This is a genomic window from Acinetobacter sp. YH01021, from assembly GCF_013420255.1.
Taxonomy (GTDB): Bacteria; Pseudomonadota; Gammaproteobacteria; order Pseudomonadales; family Moraxellaceae; genus Acinetobacter.
This window is the reverse complement of the sequence record NZ_VOYO01000007.1, coordinates 110,299-132,604: the sequence shown is the minus strand read 5'-3', so window position 1 is coordinate 132,604 and position 22,306 is coordinate 110,299. Positions and strand designations below refer to the sequence as shown.

Here is a 22,306-nt window from a genome sequence, read left to right as displayed (position 1 = left end):
AATTCGTGTTGCTTTATCTAAGTAATTTTATAAAACTCATATGATTTATTTACTTAATTTCGACAAGATTCTGCTTTCAGACAAAATTTTCGACAGGGAAGACATTTTATTCTTCGCTGTTGTCGGCTTGTGGTGCATCCTGGGTAGGCAAACTATATTCCTCATTGGCCCAAGCCCCCAGATCAATCATTTTGCAACGTTCTGAGCAAAAAGGACGGAATTCATTATCTTCCCATGTGGTCAGCTTGCCACAGCGCGGACAGTTTAAAGTGGTAGGCATGACAATAACTCCAAAGAAAAATAAAGGTTCGATTAGGCAAATATAGCCGCACTTGTTAGACTTATGCGGTTTTTATTAGTTTGATCTGATTATGCCGATTCGTCAATTTCAAGCACAGCGTATGCATGCGCCCCGTGAGTTTCAAAGCATCAGTCCTGAACCGGTCTGTGTCGAAGTGGGAGCGGGTAAAGGTAAACATGCCTTGTTATTCAGCAAGAACAATCCAGACACTCAACTGATTGCAATTGAACGTACCCGTGAAAAATTTCTGGCGATGCAAAAACAGCATGCTGTTGAGGGTCAAACTAATTTACAAACCGTTCATGCCGATGCTTTACCGTGGATCGTGCATGCACTGTATCCGCAGCAGGTAGAACGATTCTTTATTTTATATCCAAATCCTGAACCGCATAATCCGGCACAGCGCTGGGTCAATATGCCATTTTTTGAGTTTCTGCTTTCCCGCCTGAAAACCGGTGGAACGATTACGCTGGCCAGTAATATTCCTGCCTATATCGAAGAAGCAGAAATACAAGTGCGAGAGCTCTGGAAGCTACCTTTTGTCAAAGAAGTGATTGCTGCAGATTCGGCGCGTACCCATTTTGAAATTAAATATCTGGAGCGCGGTGAACTATGCCAGCAACTGATCATCAGCAAGCCTGAAACTTATGTGACACGTTTTGATGATTTCCAGCCTTTGCAAGGGCAGAATGCCACCGTCTCGGAATAATCAGATGAGCAAACGCATTGCTATTGTGGGTGCAGGCCCCGCAGGCTTAATGGCAGCAGAAGTGCTCAGTCAGTTTGATTATGAGCTGCATGTCTATGAGCAGAAACCGTCTGCTGCGCGTAAATTCCTGATGGCAGGCAAAACCGGTCTGAATATTTCCCATGCCGAGCCTGTGCCACAGTTTGTACAACGTTATGATCAGGTGGAGTGGTTGTCTCCTTGGATCAAACGCTGGGATGCGCTCTGGATTCAAGACTGGATGAAGCAGCTTGGTATTGAACCTTATATCGGTTCGTCTGGCCGGGTATTTCCTACAGAGATGAAAGCCGCGCCCTTGCTGCGTGCCTGGCTCAAGCGTTTGGCCAGTGATGATGTTCAGTTTCATTACCGGCATAAAGTCAGCCAGTTAGAGCAACAACAGCTTGAGCTGCATGATCTGAAAAATAATGAATATCGCACTGAACATTTTGATGCCATTATTCTGGCTTGTGGGGCAGTGTCTTGGTCAGCGTTGGGGAGTGATGGTGCATGGCAAGCATGGCTGAAACCGGATGAAATTGAGCCTTTCCAAGCCAGTAATGCCGGAGTGGAATATCCTTGGTCTCGGTTTATGCAGCCAGTCTTTGGTCAGCCGCTGAAACGTGTTGCAGCATGGGTTGGGCAAGGTGAAAAGACCATCGGCGATATCGTGATCAGTCATTATGGTCTGGAAAGTGGTCTGATCTATAAGCAGGGGCGTGGCTTACGCGAGCAACTAAAACAGGGGCAGCCTATGCAGCTGCATCTGGACCTCTTCCCAAATCAAAGCATCGAACAGCTTGTGCAAAAAATACAGCCAAGTAAGAAGCAGTCTTTAACTAATGTCTGGCGTAAAGCCGGATTGGACGGTGCCAAGGCGGCTCTGGTACGGGAACTGGTGGCCAAAGCGGTATGGCAAGATCCTGCTGAATTAGCCAAAAAAATTAAACATTTGACCATTCCACTCACAGGTTTCCGCCCGATTGAAGAGGCGATTAGCTGTGCAGGTGGTGTCAAGCGTGAAGTGTTGTCAGAACAGCTACAATTGAAATCTAACCCACATGTATTTCTTTGCGGAGAAATGCTGGACTGGGATGCACCGACCGGCGGTTATCTACTGACAGCCTGTTTTGCCACAGGGCGTGCAGCGGGTGAAGGTGTGCATCAGTTTCTGACAGCAGATTAAGTCATTTTATAGCTAGGATGATCTAGTATTTATACTGAATGCAGACTCAACAGATCCGGCCTTGTTCATTCACGCTGTTTTAACGCTGCCAGCTTAGCTTAGATTATTTTTGTATTTTATCTAAGCTGTGTGCCAATTTAGCCTCCTAGACTATTCCTTCACCTGCCGGGAAGCTGGTTCTTTCTTGGCGAGATCCGGATATTGCGAACGCCAGCGTTCCAGTTGTTCTTGGGCGTGTAGATATTTCCCCAGACCCTTTACATTCTCACTGGCTTCATTCACAGGTGTAGCTTGAGTCTTGGGAGTATTGAGTAATTGATCCTGATGTTCCCAGTATTGATACATCAAGCCCTGAATATAGCGGCCCTGTTCGGTTTTCAGTTCTAAAGCCTTCAACATATTCAATGCTGACTGGACATGATCACGCTGACGTTGCTGGACAAATTCTTCTGTCATATTTTCATCATCGCGCATGCTGTTTAATTCTTTTTCCAGATCACTACTCATGTCCTGAAAGCGCTGTTCATAATCTGTCAATGCAGCAATATCATGCGGATCATCAGCAGTTTTAGGGAAGTCTTTCAGTGGCTCGGTTTTCAGTTCCTGCATGACTTGATCTGAAGCCGTATTATCTGTTGTGGCTTCAGTCGGAGTTTCGGTCGTTTTCTGGTCACATGCCATCAGCAGCATGGCCGCAGCGAATAACAGCGTTCGTGTCATTCCTGGTATTTTATGCATGATCGGCTCCTGTTTTTAATTACTTTTCTTGAACACATAGATATGGGTGACATAAGGAAAATCGATCATTTCCTCTGCACTTTTGGCTGTATATTGCTGGATGATCTGTTCAAATTGTTGTTTTAACTGTGCCTGCTGTTGTTCAGGCATGGCTGCAATAAAACTGGTCGAGAGCAGCCGCTTGGATACTACCTGCTCCACACTGCCATGCTGTTGCTGGGTCATTGTGGTTTCTGCATAGGGCTGAAATAGCGTTTGCTGTGCAAAGACCTCGCGCCAGGCACCGCTATGATAGCGCGGCGTATCGCCTTCCAATGGGGCAATACAATCGGCCAAGGCCTGAACCCAGTCCACCCGAGTATCGCGCTGATTCCAAATTAACACCAGATAACCCTGCGGTTTGAGTACCCGATCTAATTCTTGTAAGGTAGCAGAATCGGCAAACCAGTGAAATGACTGTGCACAAAATACCGCATTCAGGCTATGATCAGGCAGGGGAAGTTGATGGCTAACGCCTTCAAGAGCATGAATGTCCGGATGCGCCTGTTGTAATTGAGCCAGCATTTCCGGGACAGGATCAATCGCGATAATGTGCTTACTGAGCGGGCGTAAATAGGGGATAAACTTGCCGGTGCCGCTGCCCAAATCCAAAAGATGCGCATCTGCAGGCAAAGCCAGCATTTCACTCAGCCATTGGCTGATTTCTGCCGGATAATCGGGACGCACTTGCTGATAGAGCTCAGCCGACGCACTAAAACCCTGTTTTGCTGCAGGATGTAATGATTGTGTCATATTTTGCGCTTTTTAATCTTTTTGATCGATATAAAATAGCATATTCACTTTTTTGACAGCGTTCATTGACTGAATTGTTGTGGAAGGGTTCGATTTACCAGCACGGGAAAGTTATGGACAAGCAGATTGTTTTTGAAGATGAACATATACGCGCGATTTTTATGCCGGGATCTTCTTCAGAACTGATTTTTTCATTTGGCGATTTGATTACCCGTGCCAAGGGCCTCAACATCAATGCAGAAAAGTCACTGGCGAAATTCGAGTTTAATGTGCTTGGCATTATGCCCAAGCATAAATCCTGGTTTCCGCAAGGTTCCATGTGGAACATGTTGCAAGCCATCGCAGATCTGATTGCACCGTTTCAGCAGCGTATTGCCTATGGCGGTTCGATGGGCGGCTATGCTGCAATTAAATATTCCCGTGCCTTGGGCGTACAACGGGTGGTGGCGATGGTGCCGCAATACTCGATCGATCCGGAAGATGTACATGATGCCCGCTATAACATGTTCTATCAGCCAGAGCTGAATACAAATATGCGGGTTGCAGCCGAAGATATCAACCCTGCGTGTGAATATATTATTGTTTATGATCCCTACTGTGCCGAAGATCGTGCCCATTATCTGAAATTAGAGGCGCTGATTCCGCATCATCATGTGCTGCATTTGCCTTTTACCGGACATGATGCGATTGCCGTTCTGGCCAGTTCCGAGCTGCTGTATGACTTTTTGGTGCATGAATATGAGCCAAGCTATTTCTATCAGAAAATGCGTCGGGTCAAGAAAAACAGCAAGTTCTATTATCGAAAGGTGATTGAAAATGTCTTGCCACGACACCGCATGGCTTTGGGACACATTCTGAAAAATAACGATCTGCAACTGGATAACCAGTTTTTTGATGCCAGCCAGAAACAGGTGATTTTGCGGGAACTGTTACGCAATAAACAGGTTGATCAGCATGACCTGCTCAAACTGGGCATTCATGTGAATTTGCCGCAGGAAAATCGTCAGCTGTTATTGGACCACTATGGACATGGTCTGGTATTTAATGTCATCAGCCATAAAATCGAAAGTTATGCAGAAGGTGCAATTGCCCTGAACCATAAATTTCTGATTCCGATTTATGCCAAAGGTAATGGTTTATTGAGTATTAATCTGAATGATGAACGTTATTTGGTGGTGATGAACGACCGGCATATCATGAAACTGATCAAGGAACAGGATGAGCTCAGTCTGGGTATGCACCCGATTTTAATGAAGCGTTATAGCGATTTTTATATGTTTAGCTATAAGCAGCTGAATCTGAGTACTAATGAGTATGGTGCTGCTGCTTTTATCGACGATAGTGACAAAAATACGCAGTTTGTGACGCACAGCGAGATAAATTAATTAAAATTTTTATAAAAAACAATTACTTGACTTGTGATGAGCTTGGCATAATATAGAGATAAGCGGTATAAATAATAAACCAATTATATCGTTCCCGATGGTTGAAACGAAGAAGGGGATCTCTATGATGCAAGCGACTCGGATGATGCAAGTATGTTTTATCTTCGGTTTGGTTCTACCCAATCTGGCGCATGCAGAAACTGTGCATCCTGCAGTGATCATGGTCAGTGCGTCCATCATCTTTATGATTATTCTGTCTGTGTATGTGGTGTATCGAATCCGCAAGTCACTACGTAATCATATGGATAAACCGCTGGATTAATTGCATCAGGCTGGAAACAGGTTGAAAAGCCTCAATGACTTGTTTTAAATGACAGACATAAATTGTCAAACAGGATTGAGGGAATAGCCATGAAAGCCGTTTATTTAGACTATGCTTCTTTAGACCAGCAGGATTTGGACTTTCAGGCACTGCATGCAGTATTTGATTCACTGGTTTTGTATCCGGCGACCTCGGCTGCCGAGATTGCATCCCGTGTAGCTGGTTTCGATGTCATCATTACGAATAAGGTGATGATCGATGCAGCTACGATTCAGCAATGCCCTCAACTCAAACTCATTTTAATCTCTGCAACCGGCACCAATAATGTCGACCTTGAGGCGGCCAAAGCGCAAGGGATCGTCGTGTGTAACTGTCAGGCTTATGGCACTTCGGCAGTCGCGCAGCATACCATCATGTTGATGCTCAATCTGGCGACTTCATTCCTGTCTTATCAACGTGCATTAGAACAAGGCGAATGGCAAAAAGCCAGTCAGTTCTGTTTGCTGGATGCGCCAATTGTCGAGCTGGCCGGAAAAACATTGGGCATTGTGGGTTATGGCGAACTGGGTCATGCGGTGGCGAAACTGGCCGAGGCCTTTGGCATGAAAGTGCTTATTGCCGCGCTGCCAAATCGTCCGGCGGATGCATCCCGTATCCCATTTACCGAGCTGCTTCCTCAAGTCGATTTTTTAACTTTGCATTGTCCACTCACTGAAGATACCCACCATTTAATCAGTCATGCTGAACTGGATGCAATGAAAAGCAGTGCATTTTTAATTAACTGTGCGCGTGGTGGAATTGTTGATGAAGCGGCATTGGTTGAGGCTCTGCGTGCAGGCAAGATTGCCGGTGCAGCGACGGATGTACTCACGGTAGAGCCACCGAAACAGGGCAATGTACTACTTGATTCAACGATTCCCAACCTGATTGTGACACCGCATAATGCGTGGGGCAGTGTTGATGCACGACAACGGATTGTGGATCAGATGGTGGAAAATGTAGCAGCATTTAAACAAGGTCAGCCGATCCGACAGGTCAATTGATAGATCGCGTCGATACAAGATAATAGTTTTATTCGCTAAAAATAAAAAAGCCCATCACGGGCTTTTCTTATCAATCGGTTACCGCATAACTGGTGGCTGATCCAGACTGGGGTTGAGTCTGTGGTGTATTTGGGTTTTGCGTCGCATTTGACTGGCTTAAAGGCTGCTGCACGATAGGTGCCTGCTGTGAATTGCCACGCCAGACTTCTTTAGTCTGCTGGATTTTCTGACCAGTTTGCTGGGCTGCCTGAGTTGCTCCCTGATCTACTTTTTGCAGTGTATCCGAGGTTGCAGATTTGGTATTGCTCCAGGCCCGGTCTACCCCTGGCTTGATTTTGGCAATGCCTTTTTCCGTTGCTTCACCGACTTTCTCGGCGGTATTAATCACGCCTTCCTGTGCTTTATAAGCAAAGACATGCAGCAGGTTCGGATTTTCACCATAGGGTTTAACCGGTTTAGCAGACTGAGTCGTGGTTTGTGCGAATGCTGGGACAGAAAGCATCAAAGCTGTCGTTAAAATAATTGGGGTTTTGATATTCATTATGGATCGACCTCGAATTCGTCTAAGTGCGGTCTGAGTTTGTTTTTCAGTGTAACGGATAATTGATCAAAAACAATGAATATCCTGTGAAGAGTGCAGTGCCTTCAGGTTGATCTGTGCCGGAATATTGTAATTTTAAAGAAAGGCAGTAGATATCAGGAGAAACCTTGGATTGATTTTTAGCAAAATAAAAGCCCTGTTCTGAGACTAGAAACAGGGCGATCTTTTTAGTCACATTGAGCTAAGGCATCTTTGGCAAAGTGATGGCGTAGTGCAAGAAAATTCTTTTGTACATTGGCAGCATGCATATCAAACTTTTGTGCGGTGCTGGTTCCATCGCGCTGGAAAGTTGCTGAACCGGCATCCATCAGGGTAAAGCCTTTAAATGACCATTGTTCGATGACGCGGTTATTGCCAAGATCGCCGGTAAATTCAATCACGCATTTGTCGAGGAACTTGGTCAGTTTTGCCTTGTTGTTGGTGGTTTCTGGAGATACTTCGAGGTCTTGTACTTCCTGTAAGACGCCAACTTCAAGCTGCGGGATTTTTGGTGCAGATGTACAAGCTGTAACTGCGATACTCGCAAGACCCGTCAAAATAAGAGCTTTAAATTTCATATGATTCTTTCTTGTTGAGTGTTGTTGGTTTGAGTATATGAAATATATAGTGATATTCCTATAGTGTTAGGCAAAGCCTTTTCCTTTATTTGTTAGTTAAATGATTCAAAAAGCTTTTGCTAAATAACTAATGTAATTTGATATAAATATTATTTATCAAACCATTCATACAACTCTTGTATCCAATCAGGTATTTCATGGTCATGTAATTTAGCTAATTCAATATAACTTTTTGAGAACTTATACTTAATTCCATCTTCCTTGAAGAAGTTCTTGATTTCTTTTTTGTGATGAGGTGGCAAGACATAACACCATGCAGAACAATATTGTTTATAAAATTGAGCTGCTTCAAGAAAGTCCATCTTGTATTCATCTTTAAATAATTCAAGAGTTTTAGAGTAAATATCACCATTTAATACATCCTCAATAACTGTTGGAGATGTCATTTTATTATCATCGATTTTAACTAAATGAGTATTAAATTCAGCTTCTGAATTTGCAAGTCGTTTACATCGTAAATTTTTATGTTGGTCATCATTTTTAACAGAGAAGCTAACTAATTGTTCATCAGTATCTGTTAATAAAAATATTTTACCTTTAATTTCAGTTTTAAAGTCCTCATATGCTGTTGATATATAACTATATAATTGCTTTATTGCTGAAGCCGAACCAACTGGGATAATTCTTAATTTTTTAGTTTCGACTAAATCATTTAGGTAGTAATTTAAATAGACTTTATCTGAAGAGCCTTCACATATTAACCAATTATATGGTTCATCGCTGGTTGAACTAGTAATGATAGATTGAACTAAATCATTTGTGCTTTTAAGCCTAATATTGGATGGAAAACTACCCTTAGAACTTGCGGTAAGTGATTTAATTTGCTCTTTATAATGGTAAAGATTTACTAAGTCTGCGGTATGAGAATCATCATTTGCTTTTGTGATAACAGTTGAATTTCCGTTAGAGATTATAGGTAAAAAACCATACCAATGAGTAGTAAATAATAATTGATGACAATTTGAACTCATATTGTGAAGTTGATTAAAAACCTCATAACATGATGACATATGTAAAGATGATTCTGGTTCATCTATTGCTAGAATTACATTTTGCTTATTGGCATTTCTTTTCTCTAAGAGATTTTCTGCGATATCCAATAAAGCTTTTTGCTTTTCACCTGAACTTAATTTATGAATTTCTAACCAATCATTATTCTCTTTTTTGCAAAGTTTTCTAATGTTGAAAAAAGCTTGAATTACAAGATTGTATAGTTGTTGTGCTTTTAAATTTTGTTGACGTTGCCCAGAAGTTCTATATGTATATTCAACTAAATCATTTGATAAATTATCAATATAGCTATTCAATTTTTGATTTATTTCTTTAATATTTGCAACCGTAATAAGTTTTTCTAACTCCTCATATAAATTTTCACCCATTAGTTTTTGGATTTCATTTGTCTCAAGTTGTGTAAAAGTTTCAGTATTAATTTCTCTCGGAATATAAATATATTCAAAATGCTCTTTAATTTTAGTATAGATTTTACCTAGTATTTCATTGTAGAGTGTTAAAACATTATCATCTTGTATTTCTTCATTTGTATAGTAAATATTTATTCTATGAAAAATTGATAAATTTATATTTGATAAAAAGTCCTTTCCAAGGGCAATTAAAAAATATTCATCAGTATCAGTGTATTTTAATAAACTATCTCGATGTTCTAAAAACTTTTTAAGCTGAGAAATATTAGGTCTAGGTACATCTGTTTTGTCATTAGCATGCATTAAAAAATCATGCATAGGCTGAAGTGTTAGTGCTTCTTCCGCGGAAAATAATGTTTTTTTTAATAAAAAAATAGGTACTAAATGTGGCAAATTTTTTGGATCAGGTGTTTGTTTATATGAAAGGTTTGGATTGATAGGACGATCATTAAAGAAACTATCTAATGCTTCTAAAATGGAACTTTTACCTGCACCATTGTCACCTAGTAATCCACAAAATTTTTCACCATCACTGATTGGAATGTAGGTTATTTTTCTATAAGTTTTAACATTCCTTAAGAACATCCCAATAATCATTTCTTCTATTTCACGATATAAAAAAACCGTTATAAAGATAACGGTTTTTTTATTATTTTACAAATGCTTAGTATTAATGCTGAAGCACCGAAATATCAGCCACTTTGGTAAACAAGTCACGTAACTGAGCAAGCATCAACAAACGGTTTGACTTAAGCGCAGCATCATCAGCCATCACCATTACACCGTCAAAGAACGCATCCACTGGTGCACGTAATGCAGCAAGTGCAGATAACGCAGCCGTGTAGTCTTTGGCAGCAAATAACGGCTCAACTTGAGGCGTGATTTTCGCAAGTTCAGCGAATAAAGCTTTTTCAGCATCTTCAACCAGGTTTGCTTCAACCACAGCACCTTCAGGTGTCGCTTCTTTCGCTAAAATATTCGCAACACGCTTGTTGGCAGCAGCAAGCGCAGCCGCTTCAGGCAATGCACGGAAGTGATTAACTGCATTTACACGCTTGTCAAAATCAAGCGGAGATTTTGGTGACAAGGCTTGAACCGCTTGAATAACATCAACAGCAACACCTTGATCTTCGTATTTCGCACGGTAACGACCTTCCAGGAATGCAACTGCATCTGTCAAAGTCTTGTCGTGATCTTTCAATACATCGCCATACGCAGCAAGCGCAAGTTTGATCAAATCTTCAATTGAAACATCAAGTTCGTTTTCAGTCACAAGACGCAAAATACCAATCGCAGAACGACGGAGTGCAAACGGGTCTTTAGAACCTGTAGGCGCTTGACCGATCCCGAAAATACCTGTGAGCGTGTCTAAACGATCCGCAAGGGCAATCGTCGTACCTGTTTTAGTCTTCGGTAAAACGTCACCCGCAAATTTAGGAAGATATTGCTCACCTAAAGACTCAGCTACTTCAGCATTTTCACCTTCAAGACGTGCGTAGTAAGTACCCGCGATCCCTTGAAGTTCTGGGAATTCACCCACAAGCTCAGAGGTTAAGTCACATTTTGCAAGAAGGGCAGCTTTTTCAGCATCCGCAGGGTTAGCACCTGTAATTGGTGCAAGTGCCACAGCCAATTTCGCAATACGTGTCGATTTGTCCCAAAGCGTACCCAATTCTGCTTGGAACACCATGTTCGCCAATTTTTCTTTACGAGATGCAAGCGGTTGCTTTTGATCTTGTAGGAAGAAGAATTCAGCATCAGACAAACGTGGGCGAACAACTTTTTCGTTACCTTCAATAATTTGTGTCGGGTCTTTCGACTCAATGTTTGACACAGTAATGAAGTACGGTTGAAGTTTATTGTCGCTATTCACCAAACAGAAGTATTTTTGGTTGTCCTGCATCGTAGTGATCAATGCTTCTTGAGGAACAGCAAGGAAGCGTTCTTCAAAGCTTGCACGTAGCGCAACAGGCCATTCAACCAATGCAGTCACTTCGTCACGAAGATCGCTTGGTACAATCGCAATGGCATTGACTTCATCAGCAAGCGCTTTCACTTGTTGGTCGATGATTGCTTGACGCTCTTCAAAAGAAGCCACAACGTGAGCTGCTTTAAGCTTGCTTAAGTATTCGTCAGCGTGCGTTAAAGTGATCGCTTCTGGCGCGTGGAAACGATGACCAAAAGTCACGTTACCGGCTTTGTGATCTTGAATCGTCGCATCAACTACGTCGTTGTCTTTTAACAACACAACCCATTTCACAGGACGTACGAATTCAGTACGGCTCGCCGCAGAACGCATGCGTTTTGCAATTGGCAGGTTGTCTAAAGCATTTTGTAAAATTTGTGGCAATAAAACGTCAAGGCTTTGACCTTTTACGTCTTTTAGATAGCAAACTTTTTCAACTTTACCGGCTTGGAAAGTCGATACTTGATCAACTGTGATGCCTTGACCACGCATAAAGCCTTCAAGTGCTTTAGTCGGGTTGCCTTCAGCATCAAAGGCTGCTTGTTTAGCAGGGCCGTCAAAACGTTTTTGTGTGTCTGCTTGCGCAGCATCAACATTGACGATTTTAAGTGCAAGACGACGTGGTGCTGCATAAGCTTTGATTGAATCAAAAGCAAGACCCGCATCTTTTAAGCCTTTAACCGTTTCAGCATGTAAAGCATCACGTAATTTTTTCAGGCTTTTTGGTGGAAGTTCTTCACAACCCAATTCGAACAAAACGGTATGTTTAGACATTATTTGCTCTCCTTGTTTGCTTCTTTCGCTTCTGCTTCAACTTGCGCTTTTAATTGTGCCAATACTTCATCACGTAATGCAGGTTCAGCCATTGGGAAACCAAGTTCCGCACGTGCTGCTACATAGCTGGTCGCAATAGAACGTGCCAATGTACGTACACGTAAAATGTAACGCTGACGTTCAGTCACAGAAATCGCGCCACGCGCATCCAATAAGTTGAAGCTGTGTGATGCTTTCACGACTTGCTCATATGCAGGAAGTGGAAGTTTCGCTTCAATTAAACGTGTTGCTTCAGCTTCATAGAAATCGAACAATTCAAACATTTTTTCAACGTTGGCATATTCGAAGTTATAGGTCGATTGTTCCACTTCATTTTGATGGAACACATCGCCATACGTTACCGTACCGAACTGGCCTTTGGTCCAAACCAGATCGTAAACTGAGTCTACGCCTTGCAAGTACATCGCAAGACGTTCAAGACCGTAAGTGATTTCGCCAGTCACTGGGTAGCATTCAACACCGCCGACTTGCTGGAAGTAGGTGAACTGAGTCACTTCCATACCGTTTAACCAAACTTCCCAACCTAAGCCCCAAGCACCCAGTGTTGGAGATTCCCAGTTGTCTTCTACGAAACGAATGTCGTGTACCAGTGGGTCAATACCAATCGCTTTTAATGAATCAAGATAAAGCTGCTGGATGTTGTCCGGGTTTGGCTTAAGCACCACCTGGAATTGGTAATAATGTTGCAAACGGTTCGGGTTTTCACCATAACGGCCATCTTTCGGACGGCGTGACGGTTGAACGTAAGCGGCATTCCAGGTTTCAGGACCCAGCGCACGAAGGAAAGTCGCAGTGTGGAATGTCCCTGCACCCATTTCCATATCATAAGGTTGCAAAATGACGCAGCCTTGCTCCGCCCAGTAAGTTTGTAAGGCAAGAATTAAGCCTTGGAAGGTATCAATATGCGATATGGCGCGACTCATGGTCATCCACTTAAAATTAGAGAAAAATTGTGCTCAATTATAAGGACTTTGCAGGGGAGTGGCAAAGGGTTAATGTACGGATACTTTTTTGAAAAAAATAAAACAGGCTTAAACAATACGCGGCATTTAGAGGCTTACTGAGATTTTAGCTGTACTGGCCGATACAGGCTGATCTGAAAATCAGGAATAAATCAGATATATGGCATGCTGTTAACCGGAGAGTCATAAAGTTCAACGGATCTCATACGATTGCTGCTCTAAAATTAGTTTAATATTCACGCAATATAATAATGCTTAAAAATAAGGAACTTCATGACCACTTACCAAATTCAATGCCATTTAAAATACAAGGTCGTGCAACCGACAGAATTTATTTTTATGCTTCAGGCGGCACATCATTCCGATCAGAAGATTCTTGAAGAACAACTTAGCTTTAATCTGCCGGTGGCATGGCATGAATTTCAGGATGCTCAGCATCAAAATCGTCATATCCGGCTACAGGTCGAACCCTGTGAGACTTTTGAGCTGAATTATACGGCGACAGTAGTCCATCATCCGAGCCTCTCTCTGGAACTTCAGCAGGGTCTGAAAGAAGTGGCCATTCCTGAGCTGCCCGATGAAGTATTGCCTTATTTGCTGGCCAGCCGTTATTGCAATTCGGATTTATTGCTGGAAATGGCGAAACGCTCATTTGGCTGGATGACACCAGGTTATACTCGGGTCAAAGCCATTGAACAGTGGATTTATAACAATATTTTTTATGTGTCTGGCAGTTCTGACCAGTTTACCACTGCCACAGATGTATTGGTGCATCGCGCAGGCGTATGCCGTGACTTTGCCCATTTAGGCATTGCGCTGTGCCGTGCCTTGGGAATTCCAGCACGCATGGTGGTCGGTTATGTGGAAATTGAAAAGTTTTTACCAGATTTTCATGCTATTTTTGAAGCGTATTTAGACGGTGGCTGGGTGCAGTTTGATCCGACCCGTTTGGCTCCGGTCGAAAATCTTATTCGGATCGGTACTGGAGTCGATGCCGGAGATGTGGCATTTTCAACCTATTATGGTGAGGTCGAACTGTTAAAAATCCAGCCCCTGATTCAAACCTGAATGAACGAGTAGGCTATAATAAAAACGATCTAGAAAATATCTAAGCAAAATGGTTTAAAAGGATTTATTCCATTTCAGAAGTAGGCGGAGATAGCACAGCCCCTATAAAAAATCTTGCTGAGTATTTTTAAGCTAAGCGAAATATTGTTTTAAAAAGCCTGCATTCGCGAATGATGAAAAGATGTAAAACACAGATGCCTTTCATCGGGCTTGGTTCTATAATGCCCGAAATCTATAAATAATCAGATTAGGCGCACTGTGTTTCACTCCCATCTCGACTGGCTCAATACCTTAAAACCGAATTTCAAAGTCCTTCCACTCAAAGACCGTTTGCTCTGCGGAGTTGGAGCACTATTGGGTTTGGTCGTCTCATCCTTGTTGAGTTTATGGATTCTGGGTGATTTTGAAGCCTGGTATATTGCACCGATGGGTGCATCCTCGGTATTGCTGTTTGCAGTGCCGGCCAGTCCTCTGGCACAGCCCTGGAATATTCTGGTCGGCAATACCATTGCTGCCGTGATTGGCGTGAGTTGCGCTTTATTTATAGCTAGTCCGACTGAGGCTTTTAGTGTGGCCGTGGCTTTGGCAATTGTCCTGATGATGACCACAGATTCCCTGCATCCACCGAGTGGCGCCGTGGCCATTACCGCAGTGCTGGGCGGCCAGCCGGTGCATGAACTCGGTTATGCCTTTGTATTTTATCCGGTACTACTCAATTCAATTTTACTGATGGTAATTGCCATTGTCTTTAACCGGATGATTGGCAAGGATTATCCGCAGCAAGCTCAACTAAATACTCGTTCCAAGGATCCGACGCCGACCCAGAAAGTCACCATTCAACCGCAGGATATTCAGGAAGTGCTGGATCAGCGCACCGAGTTGCTGGATATCAGTGAATATGACCTGCAAAAAATCATTCTGGAGGCACAAAACCGCGCCAATGCGCGTGCGGTACATGAATTTAGCTGCCAGGATATTATGACGAAGGATGTAGCAACCCTGCATGAAAATGATGATATCCAGCACGCATTGGACAAGTTCAAGCAAATGAACCTGATGAGCCTGCCCGTCGTTAATGCCGATGAACAACTGGTCGGTACACTGGCAATGTATCAGGTGGTGGAATGGTTCAAGCGCGCTGCCGATGTGCGCAGCAGCTGGGAGTATCAGGTCAAACATATCATGACCCGTAAGGTAATTACGGTGCAGCCTTTACAACCCATTCAGGATCTGGTGCCGTATTTTGTTGAGCGTTCGTTCAACTATATTCCGGTGGTGAGCGAGCAGCAATTGGTGGGAATTATCAGTCGGGCAGACATGATTGCCGCACTGAATCAGGAGCTGAATCATTTTAAAATGAAAGCTTAAAACCGGATTAAAACGGAATTTAACAGAGCATGCCTGATCAACTCTGGTCAGCTTGCCGGCTGAGAAAACTGTAAAATAGTGCCATCGGCAGGGAAAAACACAGCAGAAACAAAAAATGGGAACTAAAATTTTCACTTGAAGGATGCGAGATATAGGCCAGAATCAGGGTTTCCAGTACGCAGCTCATTAAAATCGTGATGATATTAAACAGTTGATAATGGCGTAGCAGCAGGTGAGTCACCAATAGGAAAGGGAAGATCATCATCCAGTAAGTCAGGCAGACAAAAAAGCTAATCAAAAGCGCTGAAAACAGGCTCTTGAAAATGGAGAAAATCCCAGAGCTGGCTTCATGAAATAGCGCATAAGGGAATAAAATTACAGCTATGATCAGAGGTGCAAGCGCGAGGTTAAATGTCATTTTCCAAGGGGAATTCTGGATCGGTTGAGAGATTAAGTGAAATATCCTGTCCAATATCTATTTGCCACTTTTTGATGTTTTTAATATAGGGACTTTATCATTGTTAAATGCATATCATTTTTCGATGAGAGAAAGATTCAACATATAGGCGATTAATACGACAAAGCACACCGGAGTGTGCTTTGTGGATGGTGTGATGCTTAAAACTTTAATGATTAAATAAAGAACCAGTAAATAAACAGTGAAATAATAAAGATACACATGATATTCAGTACAAAACCGACTTTCATCATTTCGCTTTGCTGGATATGACCGGTTCCAAAAACAATCGCATTTGGCGGGGTAGCAACCGGCAGCATAAAGGCACATGAGGCACCAATACCAATGACAATCACCAGAATTTCTTTGGGCATGCCCATCTGATCCGCAATCGCGGCAAATACTGGTACCAGCAGGGCAGCTGAAGCGGTATTACTGGTAAATTCAGTAAGGAAGATAATAAAAGTAGCGACTACAAAAATAATCATCAGCGGGGAGGTATCACCAAAGGCATTGGCCAGAGTTTGACCCAGTACCAGCGAACTGCCTGAATCCTTTAGAATGGCACTCAAGGTCAGACCACCACCAAATAGGTACAAGACCCCCCAATCAGTATTTTCTGCAATCTGTTTCCAGCTTGCGGTACCCAGAATCACAACCATACAGGCAGCCGAAATTGCAATCCAGGTATCCGGCTGGGAAATACCAAAAATTTCGGTGAATTTTTTACTGAAAATCCAGGCAATTGCAGTACAGAGAAAGAGGATCATGGTAGCTATACGGGTTCTGGTCCAAGGAATATCTTCGGTCGCAAATTGTATTTTATGATTCAGTTTTGGACGTAGTACCAGATATAAACTGACCAGCATGGCAGGAAGAATAATGAACATCATCGGCAAGCCGATTTTCATCCAGTCGGCAAAATCATAGCCGAGGGCCTTGGCGGCAATGGCATTCGGAGGGGAACCGACCATGGTGCCCAGTCCGCCAATACTGGCCGAATAGGCAATGCCGAGCAGGATAAAGACAAAAGTTTTACGATCCTTGCTGACATCCATATGTGAAAGCAAGCCTAAGGCCAAAGGCAGCATCATGGCAGCAGTCGCCGTATTGGAAATCCACATGGACAGCAGCGCCGTCACCACAAAAATCGCCAGTACAGAAATGCCCAGATGCCCTCTGGACATGGAGATGATCCACATGGCAATTTTCCGGTCCAGTTTCTGGATATGCAACGCCGTTGCCAGCGCAAAACCACCAAAAAACAGGAAAATGACAGGATCGGCAAAAGTGACCAAAGCGGCTTGTGTGGTAATCGGAACCAGTTCCTCACCAGAGGCCATTGGCATGGCCAGCAATACCGCCATCACGGGGATGAGTAAAGCTGTAATCGTGATATGAATGGCTTCAGTCAGCCATAAGATACCGATAAAGGCTAAAAGTGCCAGTCCTTTATTGGCATTCTGGTCATAGGGCAGGTAAAGATATAAGCCATAGGCTACAATGGCTGCGACAAAAATAAGAATCCAGCCTTTAAGCAGCCCTTTGGGCATGGCATTGGTCGGGGTAGCTAGGTTGGTCTGAGTCATATGCTCTCCTTGCAAGATTTTTATTTACATCATTTTTTATATTAGCTTTAAATTTGTAATTTTGTTTTGCTTAAAAAATATCCTATTTAAAGATACTATAACCAGATTGTTGCAATAATCCAGTACTTTGCCAGAAGGCATACAGGCCCAAGCCGAGAAGTAAAGCCAGGACAATCCACTTGAAGTGTTGCTGAGATAAACGATGGCGTATTTTGCCTCCAATCCAGACACCAGCAAGGGCGAATAAGCTGATCCCGATCAGAATATGCTGTTGATGGGTTTCCAGTGTGATCAGAATTGGAAAAAGTAAAACCAGCTGGATCAGTTTACCGGCAATGAAATTGAGATTACTGATAATGACAATAGCTGTTTTAGACAGCTGGCAACTCATCAGATACATCATTAAAAAAGGTGCCATAGCATTGGTCGCCCCTCCAATAATGCCGGCCAGTAAACCAAAACAGAGCATACTGGAAATATGCGGACTAACTTGCAAAGGCCGTGCCCGTAATTGGTCCAAGACATAAAATATGATTACTAGACCTAATAACAGTTTTAAATAAGCCTCATTTAGCCAAAGTAACAGTTTGACCCCGAGTACACTGCCGATCAGGCTACTAAGCATTAGTGGCCAATAGCGTTTTATATAATAGCCAATGCTATTCAACAGACTATGCGTAGGATCGGCATTCAGCATGATCAGATTCAGCAGCAGGCAGGGCAGAATGACAAGCGTAACCGCGATACTAAGCGGATATGCACTGGACAGAACAGCCGTACTCATCATGGGAAAGCCAAAGCCGCTTAAACCATGCAGCAGGGCTGCTAAGGCACAGAGCCACAGCATCATCCATTCTGCCTGAGTCATGTGAAATCCATTTCAAAAATTGGAATCTTGAACTTATCGTGAATTCAACTAAGAAAGAAAGTGAAAAGCTGTAATACAGCAAAGAAATAACAAAAAAGATAGGCAAAAAAAGCCACGATAACTTGGGGAAATTACCGTGGCATCAAAATTTCATCCCATTTAACCGGGGTGAAAGAGGAAGCTCTGCGATGAAACTGGTTAAGAACGCTTGTTAAAAATGACTGTATGGCTTAATAGCGTTTATCCTGATTTACTGTACGCACGGGATTTTGATAGCCCTGAGGTTGATGAACGCTGTCATGATCAATTCTGTACTGTTTTTTCGGCATGATTAACCACAACACCAGATAAACCAAAATACCCGGGAATGCGGCACTCATGATTGAAATCACCACAAAAATCAGACGTAATAAATTTGCGTTCCAACCAAAACGTTCAGCAATACCACCCATTACACCTGCAATCATGTTTGAGCGGTTAGAGCGATATAAACCAACATTGGCCATTAAAATCTCCTGATTAAAAATAAATTTGAGTCCTAAAATGGATCCATACTTAAAGAAATGGAGTTTACTTAAACTTTTTAAAGTGCTGATTACAAATAAAATCGTTAAGTAATGTTAATAAAGATTAAAACCAGATCTAAGAGCTACTAACATAGTGAAAATTCTATTGAACTCTTGTGTAAAGTTCATCAGCTTTGCTGGGTGCTTTTTGCTCGCCATGTTTCCTATTTAGGTTTGTTAAAAATGAAATTGGATGTATCACGTTGTACATTAAGCAGTTTTTTTAAATGTAGCCTGGTGTTGGGGAGTATGGTGATTTTGCAGGCTTGCGATCAGCAGCAAGTCAAACCTGAACAGGAAGGTCAGGCGACCTCAGAAGAGGGCGTTAAAATTTCCGCTGCCAATACGAAGGCCGATGTGGTGACTGTCAGCGCCAAATCCTTAACTCAGGTCGCAGGGCAGGCGACTCTTCCGGTAGAAGCAGATTTAAACCCGGCAACTGTACCAGAGGATGCCAAGGCGTTTATAGGCCGTTATCATACTGAAATCGATTGTGATGGCCGCTTTGCCCCTTGCACTGAAGGCAAGGCAGAATTTATTTTGACTCTGATGCCGGACGGTACCGTGCATCGCAGCATTTTACAGTATGGCAAAGTATTTATTGATAATACCAAAAACAGCACGGCTCACAATATCACCTACCGTAAAGACCGCTGGTTTATCAATCCTGAGCGTACCGATATAGTAGTGAATCGCAAAGAAGGGGCGAGCTTTTACTATAAGATTAAAGATTCAAATCACTTAGTCATGAATCTGGAAAAAATCTATAGTGAAAAGGAAAGAACCAACCGGGAATTATTTGATCGCGGTTATCCGGCACCTTCAAAAGCCTATGAACTGGTCAAAGACACATCCTTTCATATTCAAAAATAATGCCCGATAAAAATCGGCTGATCTGGTCGAAAGCTTAATTCAAATACGATTTAGATTAGACAATAAAGGCAAGTTGTGGGAACGTGTGAGCCTAAAATCTGGGCGCAGAAATACACGACCAAAACATCGCAATTTAATTAAAATATAATAAGGGAAATCAGGGAGACATTCTAAGGAAAGAATGGTGGGTCGTCCGCGATTCGAACGCGGGACCAACGGATTAAAAGTCCGCTGCTCTACCAGCTGAGCTAACGACCCTGAGGAATAAAAATGATGATGACCATTTTTATGACGCAAGAGTGTGGTGTACTTTTACGTGATCCTTTCGGAAGATGGTGGGTCGTCCGCGATTCGAACGCGGGACCAACGGATTAAAAGTCCGCTGCTCTACCAGCTGAGCTAACGACCCATCAAGGGATATCAAATAAGTGGTGGGTCGTCCGCGATTCGAACGCGGGACCAACGGATTAAAAGTCCGCTGCTCTACCAGCTGAGCTAACGACCCTGAACCATCATTCAAACCAGGTTTGAATGTGCAGTGCAAGTCAAGCTAAATAGCTTAAAGCACCACTTTGTTTGATGGAGCGTATTGTAGCAAGATCTCATTTCAGCGCAAGCAAAAAATAACAAAGTTGCCCATGTTTGATTATAAATACAACAATTATGCTTTATCTAAACAAAAAATAGGCAACTTCAGTACTTAGAAGCGATATTGATAGGCCTGGATATTGGCAAAAATCTCTGCGGTGAGCTCCGAATATGCCGTTGCACCTGGCAATAACACCAGCAGGCGTTCATCGGTTTTACTCGGATCAAATGCTTGCTCTTTCAATTTATTTTTCTGGTATTTAAAGGTACCTGTAGTTTCAATCTGCTGTTGTATACGTAAAAATACCGGTACCGCATAAGCCGGCAAGCATTTTTTAAAGCAAGCGGCCATGGCTGCTAAATCTGCATCATCCAATTTTACATCGGGTTGCAGGGTAATCGCGGCCATACCGGCACGACCATTGGTATTGGGAATTTCTACGCCATACACCACCGCTTCAACGATTTTGTCATACTCGGTCAGCATGTTTTCCACTTCAGTTGTAGAAACATTTTCCCCTTTCCAGCGGAAAGTATCGCCTAAACGATCGACAAACTGCGCATGACGGAAGCCGATATTGCGCACCAGATCTCCGGTATTGAAGTAAGCATCACCTGTGGTAAATACGTCGTGCATAATGACTGACTTGTTTTTTTCCGGGTCGGTATAACCATCAAAAGGTGAACGGCGGGTGATTTTACCAATCAGTAAACCGGTTTCGCCTTTTTTCACTCGTTTGCAACGGCCTTTAGTATCCCGCACCGGCTCATTTTTATCTTTATCAAAGGCAATAATCGCATACGGTGTGGGTGAGAAACCGACGGTATTGTCAAAATTGAAAATATTGCTAAAACCGACATTGCCTTCACTGGAGGCATACAGTTCCAGCACTTCCTGAATGCCAAAACGGGATTTAAATTTATCCCAGATATTTGGGCGCATGCCATTCCCAATCATCTTGGTCACGCGGTGACCTTTTTCCAGTTCAGATGGGGGAGCATCCATCAGATAGCGGCACAACTCACCGACATAACCAATCGCAGAGGCATCAAATTTTTGCACATCCTTCCAGAAAGAAGAGGTCGAAAATTTACGCCGAATCGCCAGGGTGCTGCTCCCTGCAATGACACCGCACCAGCACACCACCATGCCTGTGGCATGATAAAGCGGCAGGGTACAGTACATCACATCATCTTTATTGAGATTCAGCACATGCCCATAGGTGCCATAAGCCAGCGTCCAGCGACCATTGGTAAAGATCACCGCTTTAGGTAGACCCGTGGTGCCCGAGGTGTAAATATAGAACAGCCCGTCTTTGCCCTGTACCGAATGAGTAGTTGATGGATTGAATTTGGGAGCAAGATCGGTTTTTTCAGCCAGGTTGATAAAGCCTTCAGGCACCTGACCCGGATCGGCTTGAGTGTTTTGATCTGCAAACCAGTGCAGGCGGTCACTGCTAATATTCAGGTCATTACGAATCTCGTTGACTGCATGACGACACTCTTCACCCACAATCAGGGCAATCGGTTTGACCAGATTGATACTGTGCGTCAGCACCTTGCCGACTTGAGAGGTATTCACCAAGGCGGTGGTCACACCCAGTTTAGCCAGACCAATCACGCTGGCAATCAGCTCAGGGCGGTTCTCGACCATCACGGCAACTACATCACCTTTCTTGGCACCCAAGGAGAGATAGAAATGGGCAATCTGGTTGGCCCGAGCATTTAGAGCAGCATAGCTATAGCTTTGCTCTTCAAAACGCAAGGCGATACCTTCGGGGTTACGCTTGGTCGCTTTTTCAAAAGCCAGACCCAGGCCGGCCGGTGTGTTCGGAGTACGTAAATATGCCTGTCTTAGACCAGTGAGCAAATTGGGCACTTTGGTCAAAAAAGCCGGGATTTTGGCAGCGACATCTGCAATCCCAATCAGATCGTGTGGTTTCATTTGGGTCATGAGAATCCTATTTATTTTTCGTATCCGATACGTTCAATTTATATACAGTAGACGAGCTATCCATCTTTTAGCGTTAAAAC

21 protein-coding genes and 3 tRNA genes are annotated in these 22,306 nt (G+C 43.1%); 8 read left to right on the top strand and 16 right to left on the bottom strand.

Annotated features, from left to right (window positions below; all coding sequences use genetic code 11):
* Positions 1-106 precede the first annotated feature (106 nt).
* Positions 107-280 carry a DNA gyrase inhibitor YacG gene (locus tag FTT86_RS07680; RefSeq protein WP_004278554.1) on the bottom strand — a complete coding sequence of 58 codons (174 nt, stop codon included), beginning with the start codon at positions 278-280 and terminating at the stop codon, positions 107-109.
* An 85-nt stretch (positions 281-365) separates the two neighbouring features.
* On the opposite strand from FTT86_RS07680, the gene FTT86_RS07675 reads away from it, so the two are divergent.
* Complete coding sequence (locus FTT86_RS07675; RefSeq protein ID WP_180087239.1) at positions 366-1,010, top strand: SAM-dependent methyltransferase; 645 nt, start codon at positions 366-368, stop codon at positions 1,008-1,010.
* A gap of 4 nt (positions 1,011-1,014) precedes the next feature.
* Positions 1,015-2,214 (top strand): TIGR03862 family flavoprotein, encoded by a 1,200-nt coding sequence (locus FTT86_RS07670; RefSeq protein ID WP_180087202.1) that lies wholly within the window; start codon positions 1,015-1,017, stop codon positions 2,212-2,214.
* Positions 2,215-2,364: 150 nt separating this feature from the next.
* On the opposite strand, the gene FTT86_RS07665 is transcribed toward FTT86_RS07670, so the two are convergent.
* Complete coding sequence (locus FTT86_RS07665; protein ID WP_180180937.1) at positions 2,365-2,952, bottom strand: hypothetical protein; 588 nt, start codon at positions 2,950-2,952, stop codon at positions 2,365-2,367.
* 15 nt (positions 2,953-2,967) lie between these two features.
* Positions 2,968-3,744 (bottom strand): class I SAM-dependent methyltransferase, encoded by a 777-nt coding sequence (locus FTT86_RS07660; RefSeq protein ID WP_180180936.1) that lies wholly within the window; start codon positions 3,742-3,744, stop codon positions 2,968-2,970.
* 113 nt (positions 3,745-3,857) lie between these two features.
* On the opposite strand from FTT86_RS07660, the gene FTT86_RS07655 reads away from it, so the two are divergent.
* The 3 genes from FTT86_RS07655 (at position 3,858) to FTT86_RS07645 (ending at position 6,494) form a co-directional block, all read left to right on the top strand.
* Positions 3,858-5,129, top strand: coding sequence for a hypothetical protein (locus FTT86_RS07655; protein WP_180180935.1), 1,272 nt, complete (start codon positions 3,858-3,860; stop codon positions 5,127-5,129).
* Between the two features lie 124 nt (positions 5,130-5,253).
* Positions 5,254-5,451: a hypothetical protein gene (locus FTT86_RS07650; RefSeq protein WP_082180547.1), complete on the top strand. Its 198-nt coding sequence runs from the start codon at positions 5,254-5,256 to the stop codon at positions 5,449-5,451.
* Positions 5,452-5,540: 89 nt separating this feature from the next.
* Positions 5,541-6,494, top strand: coding sequence for a 2-hydroxyacid dehydrogenase (locus FTT86_RS07645; protein ID WP_180180934.1), 954 nt, complete (start codon positions 5,541-5,543; stop codon positions 6,492-6,494).
* Between the two features lie 70 nt (positions 6,495-6,564).
* Here FTT86_RS07645 and FTT86_RS07640 read toward each other — a convergent pair whose 3' ends face one another.
* From FTT86_RS07640 to glyQ, 5 genes are all read right to left on the bottom strand, one after another.
* On the bottom strand, positions 6,565-7,035 hold the full coding sequence (locus tag FTT86_RS07640) for a hypothetical protein (protein ID WP_180180933.1): 471 nt from the start codon (positions 7,033-7,035) through the stop codon (positions 6,565-6,567).
* Between the two features lie 227 nt (positions 7,036-7,262).
* Positions 7,263-7,652 (bottom strand): hypothetical protein, encoded by a 390-nt coding sequence (locus tag FTT86_RS07635; protein WP_180180932.1) that lies wholly within the window; start codon positions 7,650-7,652, stop codon positions 7,263-7,265.
* Between the two features lie 149 nt (positions 7,653-7,801).
* Complete coding sequence (locus tag FTT86_RS07630; protein WP_180180931.1) at positions 7,802-9,730, bottom strand: AAA family ATPase; 1,929 nt, start codon at positions 9,728-9,730, stop codon at positions 7,802-7,804.
* 73 nt (positions 9,731-9,803) lie between these two features.
* Positions 9,804-11,873 carry a glycine--tRNA ligase subunit beta gene (glyS, locus tag FTT86_RS07625; RefSeq protein ID WP_180180930.1) on the bottom strand — a complete coding sequence of 690 codons (2,070 nt, stop codon included), beginning with the start codon at positions 11,871-11,873 and terminating at the stop codon, positions 9,804-9,806.
* On the bottom strand, positions 11,873-12,856 hold the full coding sequence (gene glyQ / locus FTT86_RS07620) for a glycine--tRNA ligase subunit alpha (RefSeq protein ID WP_004278542.1): 984 nt from the start codon (positions 12,854-12,856) through the stop codon (positions 11,873-11,875). The genes glyS and glyQ overlap by 1 nt, the downstream gene beginning before the upstream one ends.
* 312 nt (positions 12,857-13,168) lie before the next feature.
* On the opposite strand from glyQ, the gene FTT86_RS07615 reads away from it, so the two are divergent.
* Positions 13,169-13,963 (top strand): transglutaminase family protein, encoded by a 795-nt coding sequence (locus FTT86_RS07615; protein ID WP_180180929.1) that lies wholly within the window; start codon positions 13,169-13,171, stop codon positions 13,961-13,963.
* 258 nt (positions 13,964-14,221) lie between these two features.
* Complete coding sequence (locus tag FTT86_RS07610) at positions 14,222-15,331, top strand: HPP family protein (protein WP_180180928.1); 1,110 nt, start codon at positions 14,222-14,224, stop codon at positions 15,329-15,331.
* Between the two features lie 37 nt (positions 15,332-15,368).
* Here FTT86_RS07610 and FTT86_RS07605 read toward each other — a convergent pair whose 3' ends face one another.
* The 4 genes from FTT86_RS07605 to FTT86_RS07590 form a co-directional block, all read right to left on the bottom strand.
* Positions 15,369-15,749 carry a hypothetical protein gene (locus FTT86_RS07605; RefSeq protein WP_180180927.1) on the bottom strand — a complete coding sequence of 127 codons (381 nt, stop codon included), beginning with the start codon at positions 15,747-15,749 and terminating at the stop codon, positions 15,369-15,371.
* Between the two features lie 215 nt (positions 15,750-15,964).
* Entirely contained in the window at positions 15,965-17,377 is a 1,413-nt protein-coding gene (locus FTT86_RS07600) for a DASS family sodium-coupled anion symporter (RefSeq protein ID WP_180180926.1), read from the bottom strand.
* Between the two features lie 82 nt (positions 17,378-17,459).
* A complete protein-coding gene (locus FTT86_RS07595; protein ID WP_180180925.1) occupies positions 17,460-18,245 on the bottom strand; it encodes a sulfite exporter TauE/SafE family protein in 786 nt (261 codons plus the stop codon).
* A 230-nt stretch (positions 18,246-18,475) separates the two neighbouring features.
* Entirely contained in the window at positions 18,476-18,751 is a 276-nt protein-coding gene (locus FTT86_RS07590) for a PspC domain-containing protein (protein WP_004278536.1), read from the bottom strand.
* A gap of 243 nt (positions 18,752-18,994) precedes the next feature.
* Here FTT86_RS07590 and FTT86_RS07585 point away from each other — a divergent pair, with 243 nt between their 5' ends.
* A complete protein-coding gene (locus FTT86_RS07585; RefSeq protein ID WP_180180924.1) occupies positions 18,995-19,684 on the top strand; it encodes a hypothetical protein in 690 nt (229 codons plus the stop codon).
* Positions 19,685-19,866: 182 nt separating this feature from the next.
* Here FTT86_RS07585 and FTT86_RS07580 read toward each other — a convergent pair.
* From FTT86_RS07580 to FTT86_RS07565, 4 genes are all read right to left on the bottom strand, one after another.
* Positions 19,867-19,942 (bottom strand) — tRNA-Lys (locus tag FTT86_RS07580).
* Positions 19,943-20,017: 75 nt separating this feature from the next.
* A tRNA-Lys gene (locus FTT86_RS07575) sits at positions 20,018-20,093 on the bottom strand.
* 20 nt (positions 20,094-20,113) lie between these two features.
* Positions 20,114-20,189: transfer RNA gene (locus FTT86_RS07570), tRNA-Lys, on the bottom strand.
* A 195-nt stretch (positions 20,190-20,384) separates the two neighbouring features.
* Complete coding sequence (locus FTT86_RS07565; protein ID WP_180180923.1) at positions 20,385-22,226, bottom strand: long-chain-acyl-CoA synthetase; 1,842 nt, start codon at positions 22,224-22,226, stop codon at positions 20,385-20,387.
* Between the last annotated feature and the right edge of the window lie 80 nt (positions 22,227-22,306).

Bases quoted from the DNA above. Each gene is read 5' to 3' on its own strand.
- FTT86_RS07680 (WP_004278554.1), bottom strand. From the start codon at position 280: ATGCCTACCACTTTAAACTGTCCGCGCTGTGGCAAGCTGACCACATGG.
- FTT86_RS07670 (WP_180087202.1), top strand. From the start codon at position 1,015: ATGAGCAAACGCATTGCTATTGTGGGTGCAGGCCCCGCAGGCTTAATG.
- FTT86_RS07665 (WP_180180937.1), bottom strand. From the start codon at position 2,952: ATGCATAAAATACCAGGAATGACACGAACGCTGTTATTCGCTGCGGCC.
- FTT86_RS07660 (WP_180180936.1), bottom strand. From the start codon at position 3,744: ATGACACAATCATTACATCCTGCAGCAAAACAGGGTTTTAGTGCGTCG.
- FTT86_RS07655 (WP_180180935.1), top strand. From the start codon at position 3,858: ATGGACAAGCAGATTGTTTTTGAAGATGAACATATACGCGCGATTTTT.
- FTT86_RS07650 (WP_082180547.1), top strand. From the start codon at position 5,254: ATGATGCAAGCGACTCGGATGATGCAAGTATGTTTTATCTTCGGTTTG.
- FTT86_RS07645 (WP_180180934.1), top strand. From the start codon at position 5,541: ATGAAAGCCGTTTATTTAGACTATGCTTCTTTAGACCAGCAGGATTTG.
- FTT86_RS07640 (WP_180180933.1), bottom strand. From the start codon at position 7,035: ATGAATATCAAAACCCCAATTATTTTAACGACAGCTTTGATGCTTTCT.
- FTT86_RS07635 (WP_180180932.1), bottom strand. From the start codon at position 7,652: ATGAAATTTAAAGCTCTTATTTTGACGGGTCTTGCGAGTATCGCAGTT.
- FTT86_RS07630 (WP_180180931.1), bottom strand. From the start codon at position 9,730: ATGATTATTGGGATGTTCTTAAGGAATGTTAAAACTTATAGAAAAATA.
- glyS (WP_180180930.1), bottom strand. From the start codon at position 11,873: ATGTCTAAACATACCGTTTTGTTCGAATTGGGTTGTGAAGAACTTCCA.
- glyQ (WP_004278542.1), bottom strand. From the start codon at position 12,856: ATGAGTCGCGCCATATCGCATATTGATACCTTCCAAGGCTTAATTCTT.
- FTT86_RS07615 (WP_180180929.1), top strand. From the start codon at position 13,169: ATGACCACTTACCAAATTCAATGCCATTTAAAATACAAGGTCGTGCAA.
- FTT86_RS07605 (WP_180180927.1), bottom strand. From the start codon at position 15,749: ATGACATTTAACCTCGCGCTTGCACCTCTGATCATAGCTGTAATTTTA.
- FTT86_RS07600 (WP_180180926.1), bottom strand. From the start codon at position 17,377: ATGACTCAGACCAACCTAGCTACCCCGACCAATGCCATGCCCAAAGGG.
- FTT86_RS07595 (WP_180180925.1), bottom strand. From the start codon at position 18,245: ATGACTCAGGCAGAATGGATGATGCTGTGGCTCTGTGCCTTAGCAGCC.
- FTT86_RS07590 (WP_004278536.1), bottom strand. From the start codon at position 18,751: ATGGCCAATGTTGGTTTATATCGCTCTAACCGCTCAAACATGATTGCA.
- FTT86_RS07585 (WP_180180924.1), top strand. From the start codon at position 18,995: ATGAAATTGGATGTATCACGTTGTACATTAAGCAGTTTTTTTAAATGT.
- FTT86_RS07565 (WP_180180923.1), bottom strand. From the start codon at position 22,226: ATGACCCAAATGAAACCACACGATCTGATTGGGATTGCAGATGTCGCT.